This window comes from Stenotrophomonas sp. 62841_Sma (genome assembly GCF_056482945.1).
Genome location: NZ_CM151224.1, coordinates 3,342,511 through 3,359,983, shown reverse-complemented (window position 1 = coordinate 3,359,983; position 17,473 = coordinate 3,342,511). Strand labels below are relative to the sequence as shown.

Annotated in this window: 17 protein-coding genes; 13 read left to right on the top strand and 4 right to left on the bottom strand. The window is 67.5% G+C overall.

Translation table 11 applies throughout. The features are described 5' to 3' along the window. Positions 1–45 precede the first annotated feature (45 nt). Together rimO and ACZK5G_RS15815 are read left to right on the top strand one after the other, a co-directional pair. The gene (gene rimO / locus ACZK5G_RS15820; RefSeq protein ID WP_201116929.1) at positions 46–1,404 is read left to right on the top strand and encodes a 30S ribosomal protein S12 methylthiotransferase RimO; all 1,359 of its coding nucleotides are present in this window, start codon (positions 46–48) and stop codon (positions 1,402–1,404) included. Next, the gene (locus ACZK5G_RS15815; RefSeq protein ID WP_478464007.1) at positions 1,401–2,237 is read left to right on the top strand and encodes a DUF3025 domain-containing protein; all 837 of its coding nucleotides are present in this window, start codon (positions 1,401–1,403) and stop codon (positions 2,235–2,237) included. The genes rimO and ACZK5G_RS15815 overlap by 4 nt, the downstream gene beginning before the upstream one ends. Positions 2,238–2,395: 158 nt before the next feature. Here ACZK5G_RS15815 and greB read toward each other — a convergent pair whose 3' ends face one another. Both greB and ACZK5G_RS15805 read right to left on the bottom strand, forming a co-directional pair. Further along, on the bottom strand, positions 2,396–2,902 hold the full coding sequence (gene greB, locus ACZK5G_RS15810) for a transcription elongation factor GreB (protein WP_032128239.1): 507 nt from the start codon (positions 2,900–2,902) through the stop codon (positions 2,396–2,398). Between the two features lie 78 nt (positions 2,903–2,980). Then, positions 2,981–4,486: a helicase HerA-like domain-containing protein gene (locus tag ACZK5G_RS15805; protein ID WP_478056999.1), complete on the bottom strand. Its 1,506-nt coding sequence runs from the start codon at positions 4,484–4,486 to the stop codon at positions 2,981–2,983. Positions 4,487–4,608: 122 nt separating this feature from the next. Between ACZK5G_RS15805 and ACZK5G_RS15800 the strand changes: the two genes are divergently transcribed. Both ACZK5G_RS15800 and ACZK5G_RS15795 read left to right on the top strand, forming a co-directional pair. Continuing rightward, the gene (locus ACZK5G_RS15800; protein WP_071228772.1) at positions 4,609–6,213 is read left to right on the top strand and encodes a transglycosylase SLT domain-containing protein; all 1,605 of its coding nucleotides are present in this window, start codon (positions 4,609–4,611) and stop codon (positions 6,211–6,213) included. Between the two features lie 24 nt (positions 6,214–6,237). Next, complete coding sequence (locus tag ACZK5G_RS15795; protein ID WP_032128242.1) at positions 6,238–6,585, top strand: ribonuclease E inhibitor RraB; 348 nt, start codon at positions 6,238–6,240, stop codon at positions 6,583–6,585. Between the two features lie 91 nt (positions 6,586–6,676). Here ACZK5G_RS15795 and asd read toward each other — a convergent pair whose 3' ends face one another. Continuing rightward, the gene (gene asd / locus ACZK5G_RS15790; protein ID WP_006381472.1) at positions 6,677–7,519 is read right to left on the bottom strand and encodes an archaetidylserine decarboxylase; all 843 of its coding nucleotides are present in this window, start codon (positions 7,517–7,519) and stop codon (positions 6,677–6,679) included. Continuing rightward, positions 7,516–8,166 carry an SCO family protein gene (locus ACZK5G_RS15785; protein WP_006381470.1) on the bottom strand — a complete coding sequence of 217 codons (651 nt, stop codon included), beginning with the start codon at positions 8,164–8,166 and terminating at the stop codon, positions 7,516–7,518. Before ACZK5G_RS15785 ends, asd begins: the two co-directional genes overlap by 4 nt. A gap of 122 nt (positions 8,167–8,288) precedes the next feature. Between ACZK5G_RS15785 and prmB the strand changes: the two genes are divergently transcribed. The 9 genes from prmB (at position 8,289) to ACZK5G_RS15740 (ending at position 17,466) form a co-directional block, all read left to right on the top strand. Next, positions 8,289–9,218, top strand: coding sequence for a 50S ribosomal protein L3 N(5)-glutamine methyltransferase (prmB, locus tag ACZK5G_RS15780; protein ID WP_478464005.1), 930 nt, complete (start codon positions 8,289–8,291; stop codon positions 9,216–9,218). After that, a complete protein-coding gene (gene aroC / locus ACZK5G_RS15775; RefSeq protein WP_478464004.1) occupies positions 9,215–10,318 on the top strand; it encodes a chorismate synthase in 1,104 nt (367 codons plus the stop codon). The genes prmB and aroC overlap by 4 nt, the downstream gene beginning before the upstream one ends. After that, positions 10,311–11,348 (top strand): 2-hydroxyacid dehydrogenase, encoded by a 1,038-nt coding sequence (locus tag ACZK5G_RS15770; protein WP_478464002.1) that lies wholly within the window; start codon positions 10,311–10,313, stop codon positions 11,346–11,348. The genes aroC and ACZK5G_RS15770 overlap by 8 nt, the downstream gene beginning before the upstream one ends. Positions 11,349–11,440: 92 nt before the next feature. Further along, a complete protein-coding gene (locus ACZK5G_RS15765) occupies positions 11,441–12,469 on the top strand; it encodes an aspartate-semialdehyde dehydrogenase (RefSeq protein ID WP_012511725.1) in 1,029 nt (342 codons plus the stop codon). Between the two features lie 148 nt (positions 12,470–12,617). Continuing rightward, entirely contained in the window at positions 12,618–14,678 is a 2,061-nt protein-coding gene (locus ACZK5G_RS15760) for a FimV/HubP family polar landmark protein (RefSeq protein ID WP_478464000.1), read from the top strand. A 26-nt stretch (positions 14,679–14,704) separates the two neighbouring features. Beyond that, the gene (locus ACZK5G_RS15755; protein ID WP_032128247.1) at positions 14,705–15,067 is read left to right on the top strand and encodes a VOC family protein; all 363 of its coding nucleotides are present in this window, start codon (positions 14,705–14,707) and stop codon (positions 15,065–15,067) included. A gap of 32 nt (positions 15,068–15,099) precedes the next feature. Further along, positions 15,100–15,870 (top strand): tRNA pseudouridine(38-40) synthase TruA, encoded by a 771-nt coding sequence (gene truA, locus ACZK5G_RS15750; protein ID WP_478463999.1) that lies wholly within the window; start codon positions 15,100–15,102, stop codon positions 15,868–15,870. Further along, a complete protein-coding gene (locus tag ACZK5G_RS15745; RefSeq protein ID WP_019660598.1) occupies positions 15,867–16,523 on the top strand; it encodes a phosphoribosylanthranilate isomerase in 657 nt (218 codons plus the stop codon). The genes truA and ACZK5G_RS15745 overlap by 4 nt, the downstream gene beginning before the upstream one ends. Positions 16,524–16,776: 253 nt before the next feature. Continuing rightward, on the top strand, positions 16,777–17,466 hold the full coding sequence (locus tag ACZK5G_RS15740) for a hypothetical protein (RefSeq protein ID WP_478463998.1): 690 nt from the start codon (positions 16,777–16,779) through the stop codon (positions 17,464–17,466). The last annotated feature ends 7 nt before the right edge of the window (positions 17,467–17,473 follow it).

Sequence of the window (17,473 nt, the reverse complement as noted above, 5' to 3'; positions counted from 1 at the left end):
TAGCTGTAAACTCTCGCCTTTGTAGCCATAGCGCCAGGTAGAGCAGTGTCGGATCGTAGAAGTATAGGGTTTATTTCATTGGGGTGCCCGAAGGCCCTTGTCGATTCCGAACGCATCCTTACCCAGCTCCGCTCGGAAGGCTACGACATCGTGCCGTCCTACGATTCGGCCGACGTGGTGGTGGTCAACACCTGCGGCTTCATCGATTCGGCGGTGACCGAGTCGCTGGACGCGATCGGCGAGGCGATGAACCAGAACGGCAAGGTCATCGTCACCGGCTGCCTGGGCAAGCGCCCGGAGCAGATCCGCGAGGCGTACCCCAACGTGCTGGCGGTGTCCGGCCCGCAGGACTACCAGAGCGTGATGGAAGCGGTGCATGAAGCGCTGCCGCCCAAGCACGATCCGTTCGTGGACCTGGTGCCCGACTACGGTATCAAGCTGACCCCGCGCCACTACGCCTACCTGAAGATTTCCGAGGGCTGCAACCACAAGTGCAGCTTCTGCATCATTCCGTCGATGCGCGGCAAGCTGGTTTCGCGCCCGGTGGATGAAGTGCTGCGTGAAGCCGAGCGCCTGGTGCGTGGTGGCGTGCGCGAGCTGCTGGTGGTTTCGCAGGACACCTCGGCCTACGGCGTGGACGTGAAGTACGCCGAGAAGATGTGGCGCGACAAGGCCTACCAGACCCGCCTGAAGGCGCTGTGCGAAGGCCTGTCCGAGCTGGATGCGTGGGTGCGCATGCACTACGTCTACCCGTACCCGCACGTGGACGAGGTGGTGCCGCTGATGGCCGAAAACCGCATCCTGCCGTACCTGGACATCCCGTTCCAGCACGCCAGCCCACGCATCCTGCGCCTGATGAAGCGCCCCGGCGCGGTCGAGAAGACCCTGGAGCGCGTGCAGAACTGGCGCCGTATCGCGCCGGACATCACCGTGCGTTCCACCTTCATCGTCGGCTTCCCCGGCGAGACCGAGGCCGAATTTGAAGAGCTGCTGTCGTTCCTCGACGAAGCGCAGCTGGACCGCGTCGGCGCGTTCGCCTATTCGCCGGTCGAGGGTGCCACCGCCAACGACCTGCCGGATGCGGTTCCGGAGGAAGTGAAGCAGGAACGCCTGGCCCGGTTCATGGAGAAGCAGGCGCAGATTTCCGCCGCACGCCTGGAGGCCAAGATCGGTACCGTGCAGCAGTGCCTGGTCGATGCCATCGAGGGCGATATCGCCGTGGCCCGCTCCAAGGCGGATGCGCCGGAGATCGATGGCCTGGTGCATATCCAGAATGCCGACCAGGTGCCGCTGCGCGTGGGCGAGTTCGTCGACGTGGACATCACCGAGAGCGACGAGCACGACCTGTACGGTGACGCGCTGCCGGCCGCCACCCGCCCGGCATTCGATCTCAAGATGCTGTGACCGCGGCGACGGCCGCCGCCGGTGACGGCAGCGGCGTCCGCCGCTTCGTACCGCCGCCGCGTGCGGCGGTCGATCCACAGGTGTTCGCGCACCCGGTGTTTGCCGGATTGCGCGACGTTCGTGATCTGTTGGAAGGCCCGGAGTGGCCGTCCATTGCAGCGCTCGAGGCACGTCTCGCGCTACCGGGCAAGCAGCTGGTCGAGCAGGATGCCACGCTGCTGGCCGACGGCCTGCACTACGAAGCCCGCATCGCACAGGGCCGCATCGCCACCCGCGCCGACAACTGGCATGACCTGTTCAACGCACTGGTGTGGGCCCACTACCCGCAGCTCAAGCAGGCGCTCAATGCGCAGCAGTGCCGGCATATCGAGGCGATGCCGCCGGGTCAGCGCAACCGCGCGCAGGCGGCACTGACCCAGTTCGACGAAACCGGCGTGATCGTGCGCGTGCGCGATCACACGCTGCTGGCTGCCTGGGATGTGCACGACTGGTGTGCGCTGTTCGAATCGAGACACTGGCTGAGCGGCGACATCGCCATCGCTGCGGTATTCGGGCACGCGCTGATGGAGCAGGCGCTGCTGCCGGGCCGCCGGCTGGTGGGCAAGTGCGTGGTGGTGCACGGCAAAGCCGATGACACCTGCGTTGACGCAGTGACCGCGGCCATCGCCGAAGGCAGGGCAGTGACCGATCCCCTGCAGTTGCGTCCGCTGCCGTTGGCTGGAGTTCCGGGCTGGCACGAGAGACAGGACGCCGACTTCTATGCAGATGCCGAGTACTTCCGCCCGTTGCGTGCCGGCCGCCAGTATCCGCCGCCGTTGCACGGGGCTATGTAGAGTCGACTGTCAGTCGACTGCTCTTCGTTCCGAGGCCGTGAACGCCTGACAGATGGCTTCGGCGAGTCATCATCCGCGATTGAGGATCGCGGTGCGTTTGCCGTCCGGCTGCGGAGGTTTGTGCCGCGCTTCGCGCGGTAGTCGACTGACAGTCGACTCTACAACGGCTCGTATTCCACCCCGATTACCGCAAAGGTGAACTGGCCGCCGGGCAGCTCCACCGAGAATTCATCATCCAGCCGCTTCTTCAGCAGTGCACGTGCCAGCGGCGAATCGATGCTGATCCAACCCAGGCCTGCGTCGGTCTCATCCGGGCCGACAATGCGATAGCGGCTGGTGTCGCCACTGTCCACGTTCTCCAGTTCCACCCACGCACCAAAGAACACCGCCTGCGGATCGGTCGGCGTGGTGTCGACCACGCGCAGCGATTCCAGCCGCTTGGTCAGGTAGCGCACGCGGCGGTCGATTTCACCCAGCTGCTTCTTGCGGTAGGTGTACTCGGCGTTCTCGGAGCGGTCGCCTTCCGCGGCAGCGGCGGCCAGCGCCTTCACCACCTCCGGGCGGCGCACACGCCACAGCTCATCCAGTTCGGCCTTCAACCGGGCGTGGCCGGAGGCGGTGATCAGGGCGGTACTCTTTTCTGCAGGGGGGCGCCAACGCGACATGTGGTGCAACTTCTTTTCAGGGGAACGATGGGGCCGGGTCCTTTCCACAGGAAAGGCCTCCGACCCCGGGAGGGCAGGTCAGCGTTTGCCGCCGAAGATGCCGCCCAGCAGGCCGCGCACGATCTGGTTGCCCAGCTTGGTGCCAACGGTACGCGTGGTCTGCTTGGCCATGGTCTCGATCATGCCCTGGCGGCGCTTGGTGCCGAAGATCGCATCCTTGATCGCCTGGCCGAAACCGCCTTCCTGCGCTTCGTCCTGCTCGCGGCTGCGGGCGGCGGGAGCCTGCGCCTGCTCGACTGTTTTCTGCGCACGCTGGGCCAGCAGCTCGGCGGCCGATTCGCGGTTGATCGCGGTGTCGTAGCGGCTGCCGACCGGGCTGCCGGCACGCACCTGGGCGCGCTCGGCCTCGGTGATCGGCCCCATCCGGCAGCGCGGCGGTGCGATCATCGTCTGCTGCACCGGCATCGGCACGCCCTTGTCCTGCAGCGTGGAGACCAGTGCTTCGCCGGTGCCGAGCTGACTGAGCACCTTGGCCACGTCCAGCTTCGGATTCGGCACGAAGGTCTCGGCAGCGGTCTTCACCGCCTTCTGGTCGCGCGGTGTGAACGCACGCAGTGCGTGCTGCACGCGGTTGCCGAGCTGGCCGAGGATGTTGCCCGGTACGTCGTCGGGGAACTGCGAGCAGAAATACACGCCCACGCCCTTGGAGCGGATCAGGCGCACCACCTGCTCGATGCGCTGCACCAGCGAGGCCGGTGCGTCGTCGAACAGCAGGTGGGCCTCGTCGAAGATGAAGACCAGCTTCGGCTTGTCCAGGTCGCCCACCTCCGGCAGCTGCTCGAACAGCTCCGACAGCAGCCACAGCAGGAAGGTGGAATACAGCTTGGGCTTGAGCACCAGCTGGTCGGCGGCGAGGATGCCGATCACGCCGCGGCCGTCGTGATTGACCCGCATGATGTCGGCCAGTTCCAAGGCCGGTTCGCCGAAGAAGTTCTCGCCGCCATCCTGCGCCAGGCGCAACACCGAGCGCTGGATCGCAGCGATGGACTGCGCGCTGACCAGGCCGTACTCGGTGGAGATGTCCTTGCGTTCCTCGGCAACCAGGCCGAGCAGGGCGCGCAGGTCGTCCATGTCCAGCAGCAGCAGGCCACGGTCGTCGGCCAGCTTGAACACGATGTCGAGCACGCCGGACTGGGTGTCGTTCAACTCGAGGATGCGTGCCAGCAGGGTCGGGCCCATTTCGCTGACCGTAGTGCGTACCGGGTGGCCGAGCTTGCCGTACAGGTCCCAGAAAATCGTCGGGCTGGCGGCCGGTGCGTAGTCGGCCACGCCGATCTCGGCGGCGCGCTTGAGCAGGTTCTCGGCACCGGTGCCGGGCACGGCCAGGCCGGACACATCGCCCTTCACATCGGCCAGGAACACCGGCACGCCCAGCCGCGAGAAGCCCTCGGCCAGGGTCATCAAGGTCACGGTCTTGCCGGTACCGGTGGCGCCGGCCACCAGGCCGTGGCGGTTGCCGAGTTTCGGCAGCAGGGTGACGGCAATATCGTCGGTGATGCCTTTGCCGAGCAGAATCGGATCCATGGTCCAGCCCTTGTGGTGAATAGCCCAATGTTAACCGCCGGCGGTGACGGGCCGAAGGTCGGCTTGCCCGGACCTTGGCGGCGCCGCTACTCTGCCTGCCTGTTTCGCACACAGTGCCATCAATGCCCGTTCCTGTCCTGATTTCCCGCGGTTGGCCGCTGCTGGCCCTGGCCGGCCTGGTTTCCCTGGCGCCCGACGCCCATGCGCAGCGGGTTTCGGCCCGGGACAAGGTGAAGGTGGATGCGCTGCAGCAGCGCATGACCGCCGCCGAGAAGCGCTACAGCGATGCGCTGCTGCTGGTCGCCAATGCCGACCCCAAGGGCAGCAACGAGGCGGACGCCGCGCTGGAGGACATGGAAGATGTCCTCAACGACTGCGTGAAGCAGAAGGGCTGCCAGATGGGCACCCTGCTGGCCAGCTACAAGCGCCTGCTCAAGCATGATGCTGATGCCGCTGCCAGCGATGACGTGGCCGATGAGGGTGGTGACCGCCTGGAAGCCGACCCCGACCATATCGGCCCGCTTACCGCCGACGTGCCGGAGGCCGCGCGCGCTGCAGCGCTGCTCAACGACAAGCGACATGCCTTCGACACCATGGTCGAGTACAACCCCGCCGTGCAGGCCGGCATCCGCCGCTGGTTGACCGACATGCGCCCGGCGCTGCTGACCAGCTACGAGAACTACCAGAACCTGCGCGCGGTGATGTGGCCGGAGTGGGAAAAGCGTGGTCTGCCGGAGGCGCTGCTGTTCGGCATCATGGCCAAGGAGTCCAACGGCCGTGTGCATGCCTCCTCGCGTGCCGGCGCCGCCGGGCTGATGCAGTTCATGCCGGCCACCGGCCGCCGCTTCGGCCTGGGCCCGGACGGCACCGGCTTCGACACGCGCTTTGACGCACGCAGTGCCGCCGAGGCCAGCGCCAGTTATCTCAACGAGCGCCTGCGCGAACTGAACAACAACGTGGAAATGTCGGTGGCCGCCTACAACGGTGGCGAAGGCCGCGCCGCGCGCGTGTTCAAGCAGAGCGGTGGCCAGAGTTTCTGGACCGACAGCGTCTACAACCAGTTCCCCGGTGAAACCAAGGACTACGTGCCGATGGTGATCGCCGCGGCCTGGATCTTCCTGCACCCGCAGCAGTACGGTGTGGAGCTGCCGAAGATCAGTGCGCAGCCGGCCACGCTGCGCCTGGCCAAGTCCACCACCATCTACGAACTGACCATCTGCCTGGGCAGCCACGGCACCCGTGATGGCTACATGCGCGCGCTGCGCAATCTCAACCCGCGCTATGAGGCCGATGGCTGGATTCCGGCCGGCACGCTGATCAACGCCACCACCCGCATTGCCGGCCTGTACCAGCGCAACTGCGTCAGTGGCCCGCGTGCCGACCTGGCCCGCACCCTGATCACCGCCGATCTGAACGCGGCGATCAAGCGCCCGACCGCCGCCAGCTACACCGGCAGCGTGGCCGTGGGCGGCGTGGTGCCGGTGGCCGACGCCGCGGCCTCCACCAGCGTGCCGACCACACCGGTCGCTCCGGTAGCCACGCCGCGCCCGGCGGCACGGCCGAAGCCGGTGCGCAGCCACAAGGTGGGCCGGGGTGAGACCCTGGGCGCCATTGCCGCGAAGTTCCAGTGCGACGTGCCGACCCTGGCCCGCGCCAACGGCCTGAAGGCCCCGGCCTACAGCCTGCGCCACGGCCAGACGCTGAAGCTGCAGGGCTGCGACAAGTAATCCCCCACGACCTCTGGAACCCACATGGATCTCGAAGACACCCGCAACCTGTTCGCCAACCTCCGCGAAAACACCGACTGGGACATCAACGGCCCGTTGCTGTGGGGGTACTTCTTCGTGCACTCCACGGCCGAGCCGTTGCAGGCACTGGCAGAGCACCTGCAGGCGCAGGGCTACACCTTCGTGGAACTGTTCGAACAGGAGCCGGAAGAGGGCGACGCGCCGTTCCACGTGCTGCACGTGGAGCGTGTGGAGATCCACGACGAAGCCTCGCTGGACCGCCGCAACCAGGAATTCGCTGCGCTGGCCGCGGAAAAGGGCGTGGAAGACTACGACGGCATGGACGTCGGCCCGGCCCCGGCCCTGCAGTAACGCGCATACCGGTAGTGCCGGCCGCTGGCCGGCAATGCTCGTCGCGTTGGATCAACGGAGATGCCGGCCAGCGGCCGGCACTACCGAAGCCTCAGCGCAGCTTCGCCAGCGCCTGGCCCAGCTGCACCGGGCTTTCGGCGCCCAGCTGCGGGGCGAACTCGGCCACGCCCGGCGGCAGCAGCACGATCACGGTCGAGCCGTAGTTGAAGCGCGCCATCTCGGCGAAGCGCTCCAGCTGGATGCCCTGGCCGCGGTAGTCCTTGCGGGTGATGCGGTCACCGTAGGCCGGAATTTCTTCGCCGCTCCACACGGTTTCCACACCGGACACCAGCAGCGCACCGACCATCACGCTGACCATCGGGCCGAAGCTGGTGTCGAAATGGCAGACCAGGCGCTCGTTGCGCGCGAACAGGCGCGGCACGCCGTTGACGGCGGCCGGGCCGACGCTGAACAGGCGGCCGGGCACGTGCACGGTTTCGCGCAGGGTGCCGGTCCACGGCATGTGCACGCGGTGGTAGTCGCGCGGCGACAGGTACACGGTGGCGTACAGGCCGTCGTTGTACGGCTTGGCGTCCTCGTCACTGCCCAGCAGTTCGGCGGCGGTGAACGACTGGCCCTTGGCCTGGAAGATGCGGCCGGCCTCGATCCTGCCGAGCTGGCTGATGCGGCCGTCGGCCGGCATCACCAGGCTGCGCGGATCGGCATCGGCCACGCGCGCGCCCGGCTTCAGTGCACGGGTGAAGAACTGGTTGAAGGTGGCATAGCTGCGCGGGTCCGGGTTGGCCGCTTCGTCCAGATTGACGTTGAACTTGCGGGTGACCGTGTCGATCAGCCAGCGCGACACGCGCGGATCGTCCGAGTACGCCAGCGAACGCGCCATCGAGGACAGCAGGCGGTGGGGCAGGGCGTACGTCAGGGCGGTGGTGAGGCTCATGGGGCGGTTTTCTCGGTCAGCTTCTGCAGGTCGCGGGCAATGGCCGGCGCGTTGAACGGGGGCCGCACCAGGCCGGCAAGGCGGCCCTGCGGGTCGAGCACGGCCAGGCTGGCCGAGTGCTCGACGGTGTAATCCTCGGGGTTCTCGTCGAAGTGCTTGCCCGGCACCTTCTGGAACACGAAGCCCAGCGAGGTGGCGAAGCGCTCCAGCGAGGGCACATCGGCGGTGGCGGCCAGAGTGTCCTTGTGGAAGCCGTGCACGTACTCGCCGAGGCGGGTGGCGCTGTCACGGTCCGGGTCGACCGAGATGAACAGCACGCGCGGGCGCAGGCTGTCGGGCAGGGCCTCCCACTGGTTCTGCGCGCCGGCCAGCTCGGCCAGGGTGGTCGGGCAGACGTCCGGGCAGAAGGTGAAGCCCAGGAACACCAGGGTCCAGTGACCCTTCAGTTCGCCCGGGATCAGGCGGGTGCCGTCGGACTGGGCCAGATTGAAGTCGGGCAGTTCGCGCGGCTGCGGGTACAGGGTGATCGCTTCGGTGGCCGGGGCATTGGCCGGCGGCTTCGGCGCGAACACCTGCTGGGCGGCCAGCAGGCCGAGACCCGCCGCCAGGGCGATCAGCAGGATGATGCCGGCGTTGCGATTGAACATGGGAGCCCCCGCGCGAAGTGGGCTCCATCATACCGGCTGCGGCCCGATCGTTTCTGCCGCAACGGATGCCGCCGCGGGCGTCAGTCCCTATAATCGGGGGCCACTTTGCCCGCAGTACCGCCATGACCGCTGAAACGGCCGCCGAACTCCACACGATCATCGATCTGATCCGCTACGGCACCAGCCGTTTCAACGAAGCCGGGCTGACCTTCGGTCACAGCTACGACAATGCGCTGGACGAGGCCACCCAGCTGGTGCTGCACAGCCTGCACCTGCCGCACGACCTCGGCCCGGCGTACGGCCAGGCGCGTCTGCTGCAGGAAGAGAAGGTGCGTGTGCTGGAACTGTTCGAGCGTCGCATCGACGAACGCATCCCGGCCGCCTACCTGACCGGTGAGGCCTGGTTCGCCGGTCTGAGCTTCAAGAGCGACAAGCGCGCCCTGGTGCCGCGCTCGCCGATCGCTGAACTGATCGAGTGCGGCTTCGAGCCGTGGTTGGCCGGCCGCGATGTCAGCCGTGCGCTGGACCTGTGCACCGGTTCGGGCTGCATCGCCATCGCCATGGGCCACTATTACCCGAACTGGGAAGTGGACGGTGTCGACCTGAGCGACGACGCGCTGTCGCTGGCCGAGGAAAACAAGGAACGCCTGCAGGCGCACAACGTGACCCTGCTCAAGTCGGACCTGTTCAACGGCCTGACCGGTCGCCACTACGACCTGATCGTCACCAACCCCCCGTACGTCACCAACGACGAGACCGATGCCCTGCCGCAGGAATACTCCTACGAGCCGGAGATGGGCCTGCGTGCCGGCGACGACGGCCTGGACCTGGTGCTGAAGATCCTGCGCGATGCGCCGCTGCACCTGAGCGAAGACGGTCTGCTGATCTGTGAAGTGGGCGAGTCCGAGCAGCACCTGATCAAGCTGCTGCCGGAAGTCGACTTCGCCTGGATCGAATTCAAGGTTGGCCAGATGGGCATCTTCGCGGTCGAATGCCGCGAGCTGATCGCCCACAGCGCGCGCATCACCGAACTGGCGGCGCAGCGCCCGTGAGTTCCAATTCGTTCGGCAAGCTGTTCACCGTCACCACGTTCGGCGAGTCGCACGGGCCGGCCATCGGCTGCGTGATCGATGGCTGCCCTCCGGGGCTGGCGCTGGACGCGGCCGAATTCGCCCACGACCTGCAGCGTCGCGCTACCGGCAAGAGCCGGCACACCTCAGCGCGCCGCGAGGCGGACGAGGTCGAGATCCTGTCCGGCGTGTACGAGGGCCTGACCACCGGCACGCCGATCGCCCTGCTGATCCGCAACACCGACCAGCGCAGCAAGGACTACGCCAACATCGGCCAGCAGTTCCGGCCGGGCCATGCCGACTACAGCTACTGGCACAAGTACGGCATCCGCGACCCGCGCGGTGGCGGCCGTTCTTCCGCGCGCGAGACCACCATGCGCGTGGCCGCCGGCGTAGTCGCCAAGAAATGGCTGGCCGAGCGCTTCGGCGTGACCGTGCGCGGCTACCTGTCGCAGCTCGGCGAGATCACCCCGGCCGGTTTCGACTGGTCGGCGGTGGAAGACAATCCCTTCTTCTGGCCGCACGCCGCACAGGTGCCGGAACTGGAGGCGTACATGGATGCGCTGCGCAAGTCCGGTGATTCGGTCGGTGCGCGCGTGGACGTGGTGGCCGACAACGTGCCGCCAGGCTGGGGCGAGCCGATCTACGGCAAGCTCGACGGTGACCTGGCCGCCGCGCTGATGAGCATCAACGCGGTGAAGGGCGTTGAGATCGGCGACGGTTTCGCCAGCGCCGCACAGAAGGGCACCGAACACCGCGACCTGCTGACCCCTCAGGGGTTTGCCAGCAACCACGCTGGCGGCATCCTCGGTGGCATTTCCACCGGCCAGCCGGTGGTCGCGTCGATCGCGTTGAAGCCGACCTCCAGCCTGCGCCTGCCGGGCCCGTCGCTGGACACGGCCGGCAACGTGGTCGAGGTGGTCACCACCGGTCGCCACGATCCCTGCGTCGGCATCCGCGCCACTCCGATCGCCGAGGCGATGGTGGCGATGGTGCTGATGGACCAGGCGCTGCGTCATCGCGCGCAGTGCGGCGATGTCGGCACGATCACCCCGCGCATTCCCGGGCAGATCGATGGCTGACACGCGGCCGACCGTGTGGGTGAGCCAGCCGCTGATCGACGCGGCCATCGCGCCGCTGCGCGATCGCGTGCAGCTGCGCAGCACCGACACCGTCACCGCTTGGTCGCCCGACCAGATCGCCGAACAGCTGGCCAGCGCCGACGGCGCCATCATCACCCTCAACGAGCGCATCGGCGCGGCCCAGGTGGCCGATGCCGCGCAGCTGCAGGTGATCGCCAATGTCGGTGTCGGCTACAACAACCTGGACGTCGACGCGCTCAGTGCGGCCGGCATCCTCGCCAGCAATACCCCGGACGTCCTGACTGAAACCACCGCCGATCTCGGTTTCGCTCTGTTGATGGCCACCGCGCGCCGCATCACTGAATCCGAGCGCTGGCTGCGCGAAGGCCAGTGGCAGCAGTGGTCGTTCCAGACCATGCTCGGTGCCGACATCCACGGCAGCACGCTGGGTATCCTCGGCATGGGCCGCATCGGCCAGGGCATCGCCCGCCGCGGCGCGCATGGTTTCGGCATGAAGGTGCTGTACCACAACCGTTCGCAGCTTCCGGCCGCGACCGAAGCGGAGGTGGGGGCCCGTTATGTGGACCTGGACACCCTGCTGGCGCAGTCCGATCACCTGCTGCTGGTGCTGCCGTATACCCCGGCCTCGCACCACCTGATCGATGCCGCCGCGCTGGCGAAGATGAAGCCGTCGGCGACGCTGGTGAACATCGCACGTGGTGGCCTGGTCGATGAGATCGCGCTGGCCGATGCACTGGCCAGCGGCCGCCTTGCTGCAGCGGGTCTGGATGTGTACGAAGGCGAGCCAAAGGTACGCCCCGAACTGCTGGCGCTGCGCAACGTCGTGCTCACTCCGCACATCGGCAGCGCCTCGCTGGCCACGCGCACGGCGATGGTACAGCTGGCCGTGGATAATCTGGTTGCCGGGCTCGGCCTGGACGGCGGCCCGTCGCGCATGCCGAGCGCGATCAACGCAGAGGCGGCGATGGCCGCGCGCGTGACTCTGGGCAAAAAAACCGGGAAACGATAGGGAACCTCCGCGCGCCCCGCTTGAGGAGGTTCCCCGAACCCAGCTGTCGTGCGTGTTTTTTCCCCATCCCCGTTTTCGTGAGAGTTTCCCCCATGAGCAATGCACAGCGCAGTTTCCACGTCGCCGTCGTCGGTGCCACCGGTGCGGTCGGCGAGACCATGTTGTCGATCCTGGCCGAGCGTGATTTCCCGGTCGGCACCCTGAGCGTTCTCGCTTCCGAGCGTTCGGCCGGCGGCGAGATCGAGTTCAACGGCCAGAAGGTCAAGGTCCAGGACCTGGCCACCTTCGATCCGAGCGGCGTCGAGATCGCGCTGTTCTCGGCCGGCGGCAGCGTGTCCAAGGAATACGCACCGAAGTTCGCCGCCGCCGGTGCGGTGGTGATCGACAACTCCTCGGCCTTCCGCTACGACGATGACGTGCCGCTGGTGGTGTCCGAGGTCAACCCGGAGCAGGTCGCCAACCGTCCGCGCGGCATCATCGCCAACCCGAATTGCTCGACCATGCAGATGCTGGTGGCGTTGGCACCGCTGCACCGCAAGTACGGCATCGAGCGCATCAACGTCTCCACCTACCAGTCGGTGTCCGGCGGTGGCCGTTCGGCAACCGAGGAGCTGGGCAAGCAGACCGGCCAGCTGCTGAGCTTCCAGGAAATCGATCCGCAGCGCTTCCCGGTGCAGATCGCCTTCAACCTGATCCCGCACATCGACGACTTCCAGGACAATGGCTTCACCAAGGAAGAGATGAAGCTGATCTGGGAGACCCGCAAGATCCTCGGTGACGACAGCATCCTGGTGAACCCGACTGCAGTGCGCGTGCCGGTGTTCTACGGCCACTCCGAGTCGGTCGCGATCGAGACCCGCGACAAGGTGACCGTCGCAGAAGCGCGCGCGCTGCTGGAGCAGTCGCCGGGCATCGAAGTGGTGGATCGTCACGAAGCCGGTGGTTACCCGACCCCGGTCACGCATGCGTCGGGCACCGACGCGGTGTACGTTGGCCGCATCCGTGAGGATCTGTCGCACCCGCGCGGCCTGAACCTGTGGATCGTGTCGGACAACGTGCGCAAGGGCGCGGCGTTGAATGCCGTGCAGCTGGCCGAGCTGGTCGCTGCCGAACAGCGCTGATCACAGCGGTTGCCTCACCGGTAGTGCCGGCCGCTGGCCGGCATTGCCGTGATGGGGGCGTGCGTGTATGCCGGCCAGCGGCCGGCACTACCGAAGGTCTTCCATCGGTGGGTGCGGACCCCGGTCCGCACGCTTTATAGTGTCGCCCATGAATAAACGGGCCAAGGGCGCAAAGCGCCCGCTCACCTATCTGTCCGCCGCACTGCTCGCCCTGGCCAGCAGTTCGGCGCTTGCCCTGGGGTTGGGCGACATCCGGGTCCTGTCCAAGCCGGGCCAGCCCCTGCTGGCCGAAATCCCGGTGGTCTCGGCGGACCCGTCCGAACTGGAAAACCTGCGCGTGGCGCTGGCCTCACCGGTCACCTTCGAACGTGTCGGCCTGCAGCGGCCAACCGGACTGGTCAGTGAACTGCAGTTCGAACTGACCCGCGACACGCAGGGCAGGGCGGTGGTGCGCGTCACCTCGCAGGCGCCGGTGGAGACGCCGTCGCTCAGCTTCCTGATCGAAGCCGACTGGGGCCAGGGCCGCCTGGTGCGTGAGTACTCGGCACTGGTCGATGCGCCGCCCAGTGCGTTGGCCGTGGCCGAGCCGGAAATCGTCGCGCCGGCCGGTATGCTCTCCAATACCATCGTGCGCGAACCTGCACCGGCTTCGGCTTCGGTGCCAGCAGCAGAGACGCCCACGACGCCGCCACCAGCGGTGGCGCCAGCACCGGCACGCCCGCGTGCGGCCTCCGCGCCGGTTGCTGCACCGGCGGCCGATGGCAGCATCACCGTGCAGCGCGGGCAGACCCTGTCGCAGATCGCCAGTGCGGTGGCACGTGGCAACCAGGTCAGTCGTGACCGCGCGATGATCGCCCTGCTGCGTGCCAATCCCGAAGCCTTCATCCGCGGCAACGTCAACCTGCTCAAGCAGGGTGCGGTGCTGCGCATGCCCGGCAGTGATGCGCTTGCTGCGGTCGACGCTGCCGAAGCGGCGACGCTCGTGCGCGAGCATGCCGCGCAATGGCGGCAGGCGCGTACCGTGCCGCAACCGGTGGGCATGGCCGCACCGGTTGCCAAGGCGGCAGCCACGAATGCTTCTTCCCCGGCTGCGGCCAATGGGGCACGACTTGAGATCGCTCCGGCGCTGGCGTCCGACGCCGCGCATGTGGGCACAACCACCGGCACCGCTGCCGGCAGCGAGGGTGACATGCTGGGCAACGAACAACTGCGCCAGGCGCGTGAGGACATCGCCACCCGCGATGCCGAGATCGGCGAGCTGAAGCAGCGCGTGGCCGACCTGGAAAAGCTCAAGGAACAGCAGCAGTCGCTGATCGCGATGAAGGACAACGACCTGGCCGCCGCGCAGCAGCGCCTGGCGCAGGCACCGGATGCCCGCGATGCGGCAACGCCGTGGTACTGGCTGGGGCTGCCGGTCCTGCTGCTGGCGGCGGGCGCCGCCTGGCTGCTGCGTCGTCGCAAGCCGTCGCCGCTGCCGCCGCTGCGTGAGGAAGACGATGCCGCCGGCCTGGCCGCAGCGGTGCCGGCGGGTGCGGCGCTGGATACGCTGGCCGAGCAGTCCTCGTGGTCATCGGCTGTTGCCGGCAACGGCCGCCAGGAACCGGCGATGCCCGACTGGGCGACCGAAACCGAAGTGCACGACGTAGTGGTCGCCGAACCCGTCGCCGAGCACGCGGTACGGGCCGACTGGCAGGCCGACACGCTGCGCGACGAGGACGCGGTGGCCTTGCCCGAAGCGGTGACCGATCTGCCGCGCTGGGACGATTCCGCAACCACCGCCGACGAGGCTGTCGTCGCCGTGCCGCTGCAGGACGAACGCGTTGTACCGCAGGCGCCGGCCGAAGTGGCGGTGCCGGACTACGCACTGCATGCCGAACAGCAGCCGCAGTTCCGCGGCGTGTTCGATCTGCCGGCCGACGCGCATGACAACGAGGCGCCGGCGGATGCCGCTCATCCCGAAGCCATCGACGGCATCGACCATGGCAGCATCGAGGCCTCTCATTCCGACGACATCGCGTCGAGCGCGGCCGCGCCTGCCGGCGACGCCGGCTGGTCGCCACGTGCCGGCCAGGAGCGCCTGGAACTGGCCATTGCCTACCTCGATCTGGGCGACGCGCAGACGGCGCGCACGCTGTTGCTGGAAGTCGCCGAAGGCGGTGACCTGCACAGCCAGGCCCAGGCCCGCGAACTGCTGGAGCGCCTGCCGTGACCGAACCTGCCGACAAGGACCTTGCCATGAGCCGCGAACGCCGCATCGACTACGTTGAATTCGCGTCCAGCGACCCGGCTGCCAGCCGTGCCTTCTTCGAGAAGGTGTTCGGCTGGTCGTTCGTCGACTACGGCAGCGACTACACGGCGTTCGACGATGGCCGCCTGCAGGGCGGCTTCTTCCGTGGCCAGCCGCAGCGGGCCAGCGACAGCGGTGCACCGCTGCTGGTGCTGTATGCCGACGCACTGGCACCGGTCGAGGCCGCCGTGCGCGACGCCGGCGGCGAGATCGTGCGCGCGGTGTTTTCTTTCCCCGGTGGCAGCCGCTTCCAGTTCGTCGAGCCCGGTGGCAACGAACTGGCGGTCTGGTCCGAACGCGATCCGGCCTGAGCGCCGCCCCATCCGCAACATCGAGGTAGCACATGCGTTATGCGCTTGGCGTCGAGTACGACGGCAGCGATTTCAGGGGCTGGCAGAACCTGGGCGAGGGTGGTCCCAGCGTGCAGGCCAGCCTCGAGCAGGCCCTGTCATCGGTGGCTGATGCGCCGCTGCAGGTGGTCTGCGCCGGCCGCACCGATGCCGGCGTGCATGGCCAGTGCCAGGTCGTGCATTTCGATACCGACGTGGTGCGCGATCCGCGCGCCTGGATGCTCGGCACCACCACCCGCCTGCCGCGCGCGATCGCGGTGCGCTGGTGCGTGCCGGTGGCCGATGATTTCCACGCCCGCTTCTCCGCGCGTGCGCGCCGCTATCGCTATCGGCTGCTCAACCGCGAGGTACGGCCGGCGCTGGACCGGCAGACCCTGAGCTGGGAGCGCCGTGCGCTGGACGAGACCCTGATGCACGCCGCCGGCCAGGCATTGCTTGGTGAGAATGACTTCAGCGCGTTCCGTTCGGTGCAGTGCCAGGCGCTGCATGCGCGGCGTGAACTGCAGTCGCTGCAGGTCAGCCGTCATGGCGAAGTGATCGAAGTCGCAGTACGTGGCAATGCATTTCTTCATCACATGGTCCGCAATATCGTCGGATCGTTGATCCTGGTGGGCAGCGGCGAAAAACCGGTGGAATGGATCGCCGAACTGCTGGCCGGGCGCGACCGCACCGTAGCTGGTCCCACCGCACCGCCGCAGGGCCTGGTGTTCCTTGGGCCCCTGTACCCCGACAACTGGCATCTGCCCGCCGAGGTCACGCTATGAGCCGTTCCTACTACCGTACGCGCATCAAGTTCTGTGGAATGACCCGTGCCGGCGACGTCCGCCTGGCCGGTGAGCTGGGCGTGGACGCAGTGGGTTTCATCTTTGCCCGCGAGAGCAGCCGCCGGGTTGCACCGGCCGAGGCCCGCGCGATGCGCCAGGCGATCGCGCCGATGGTCGACGTGGTGGCGCTGTTCCGCAACAACAGCAAGGAGGAAGTGCGCGAGGTGCTGCGTACGGTACGTCCGACCCTGCTGCAGTTCCATGGTGAGGAAGACGAAAGCTTCTGCCGCAGCTTCAACATGCCGTACCTGAAGGCGATCGCCATGGGCGGCCGTGAAGAGGTCAACGCCCGCACCCTGCAGCTGCGCTACCCCAGCGCTGCCGGCTTCCTGTTCGACAGCCACGCCCCGGGTGGCGGTGGCGGCACCGGCGTGGCGTTCGACTGGGGCCGCGTTCCGACCGGGTTGCACCGGCCGTTCCTGCTGGCCGGTGGCCTGAACCCTGAGAACGTCTACGATGCCGTGCTGGCGACGCTGCCGTGGGGCGTGGACGTCTCCAGCGGTATCGAGCTGGAGCCGGGCATCAAGGACGGCTACAAGATGCGCACCTTCGTCGAAGAAGTGCGTCGCGCGGATTGCACCGTTCTGGAGTGATCCGCGTCACCTGAGGGGTCACCCGGAATGTCATCGTCGACGGTGCATTCCGCCGCGCCGTGAAGGCGGGCGAATCCTGAATGCGATGAGCTTCACGCTTTCGGTTGATTCAGGTTCCAGCGCCAAAAAGTCGACACCCCCCGAACATCTGATCGGACACAATGCGCCCAGCCTGTCTTGGCTGGGTGCGATGCCGTGTGCGTGTCGCTGGCCGCACCCTTGAGATACGCCCTACCTTTCGAACGAGGACGCAATGGATATGCCCCATCTCTCTTCCCGCCGTATCCGCCTGGCCCGCCTGACGCTCGTGCCCGGCCTGCTGCTTGCCTTGGGCGCGTGTGCGGCCGGTGACTCATCCGCCCCGACCGCATCGGCACCGGCCGCTGCCGCACCGGCAGATGCACCTGCCACAGCACCGGCCACGGTTCCGGCGGCAGCACCGGCAGCCGACGGCCTGGCTGCGCTGATCCAGGCCAGTGGCGTGAAATGCAGCAACGCCAGTAGAGGCAGCGGCTGCACGGCGGGCGATGTGGACAGCGGTGATTTCTACGATGTCGAACTGTCGCCGGACTGTGGCGACCAGGGTTTCTTCGCTGGCGTAGCCGATGCCAAGGGCGTGGAGACGTTGAGTGCGGTGCCATCCACCGGCAGCAAGGCCAGCGTGACCGCGAAGCTGTCGAAGGGGCAGCTGGTCTGCGTGCAGGGCATCGGACGCACCGGACAGAATCCGCTGTTCTATTACGTCGTTGCGGTTCCCGCTGCGACGGTCGGCAAGTGCAAGGGCAACACGTTGTGTGACACCTATGGCGACAGGCCGATCACTGGCCTGGCGACCACGGGGGGCGAGGCCTGCCATGCGGCGGCGCCGGGACGTTACGCCGGGAACTGCGCACAGGGCTGGGTCAGTGCGGACGTGCTCGACGTGTTTTCCAACGGAATGTAATCACCGC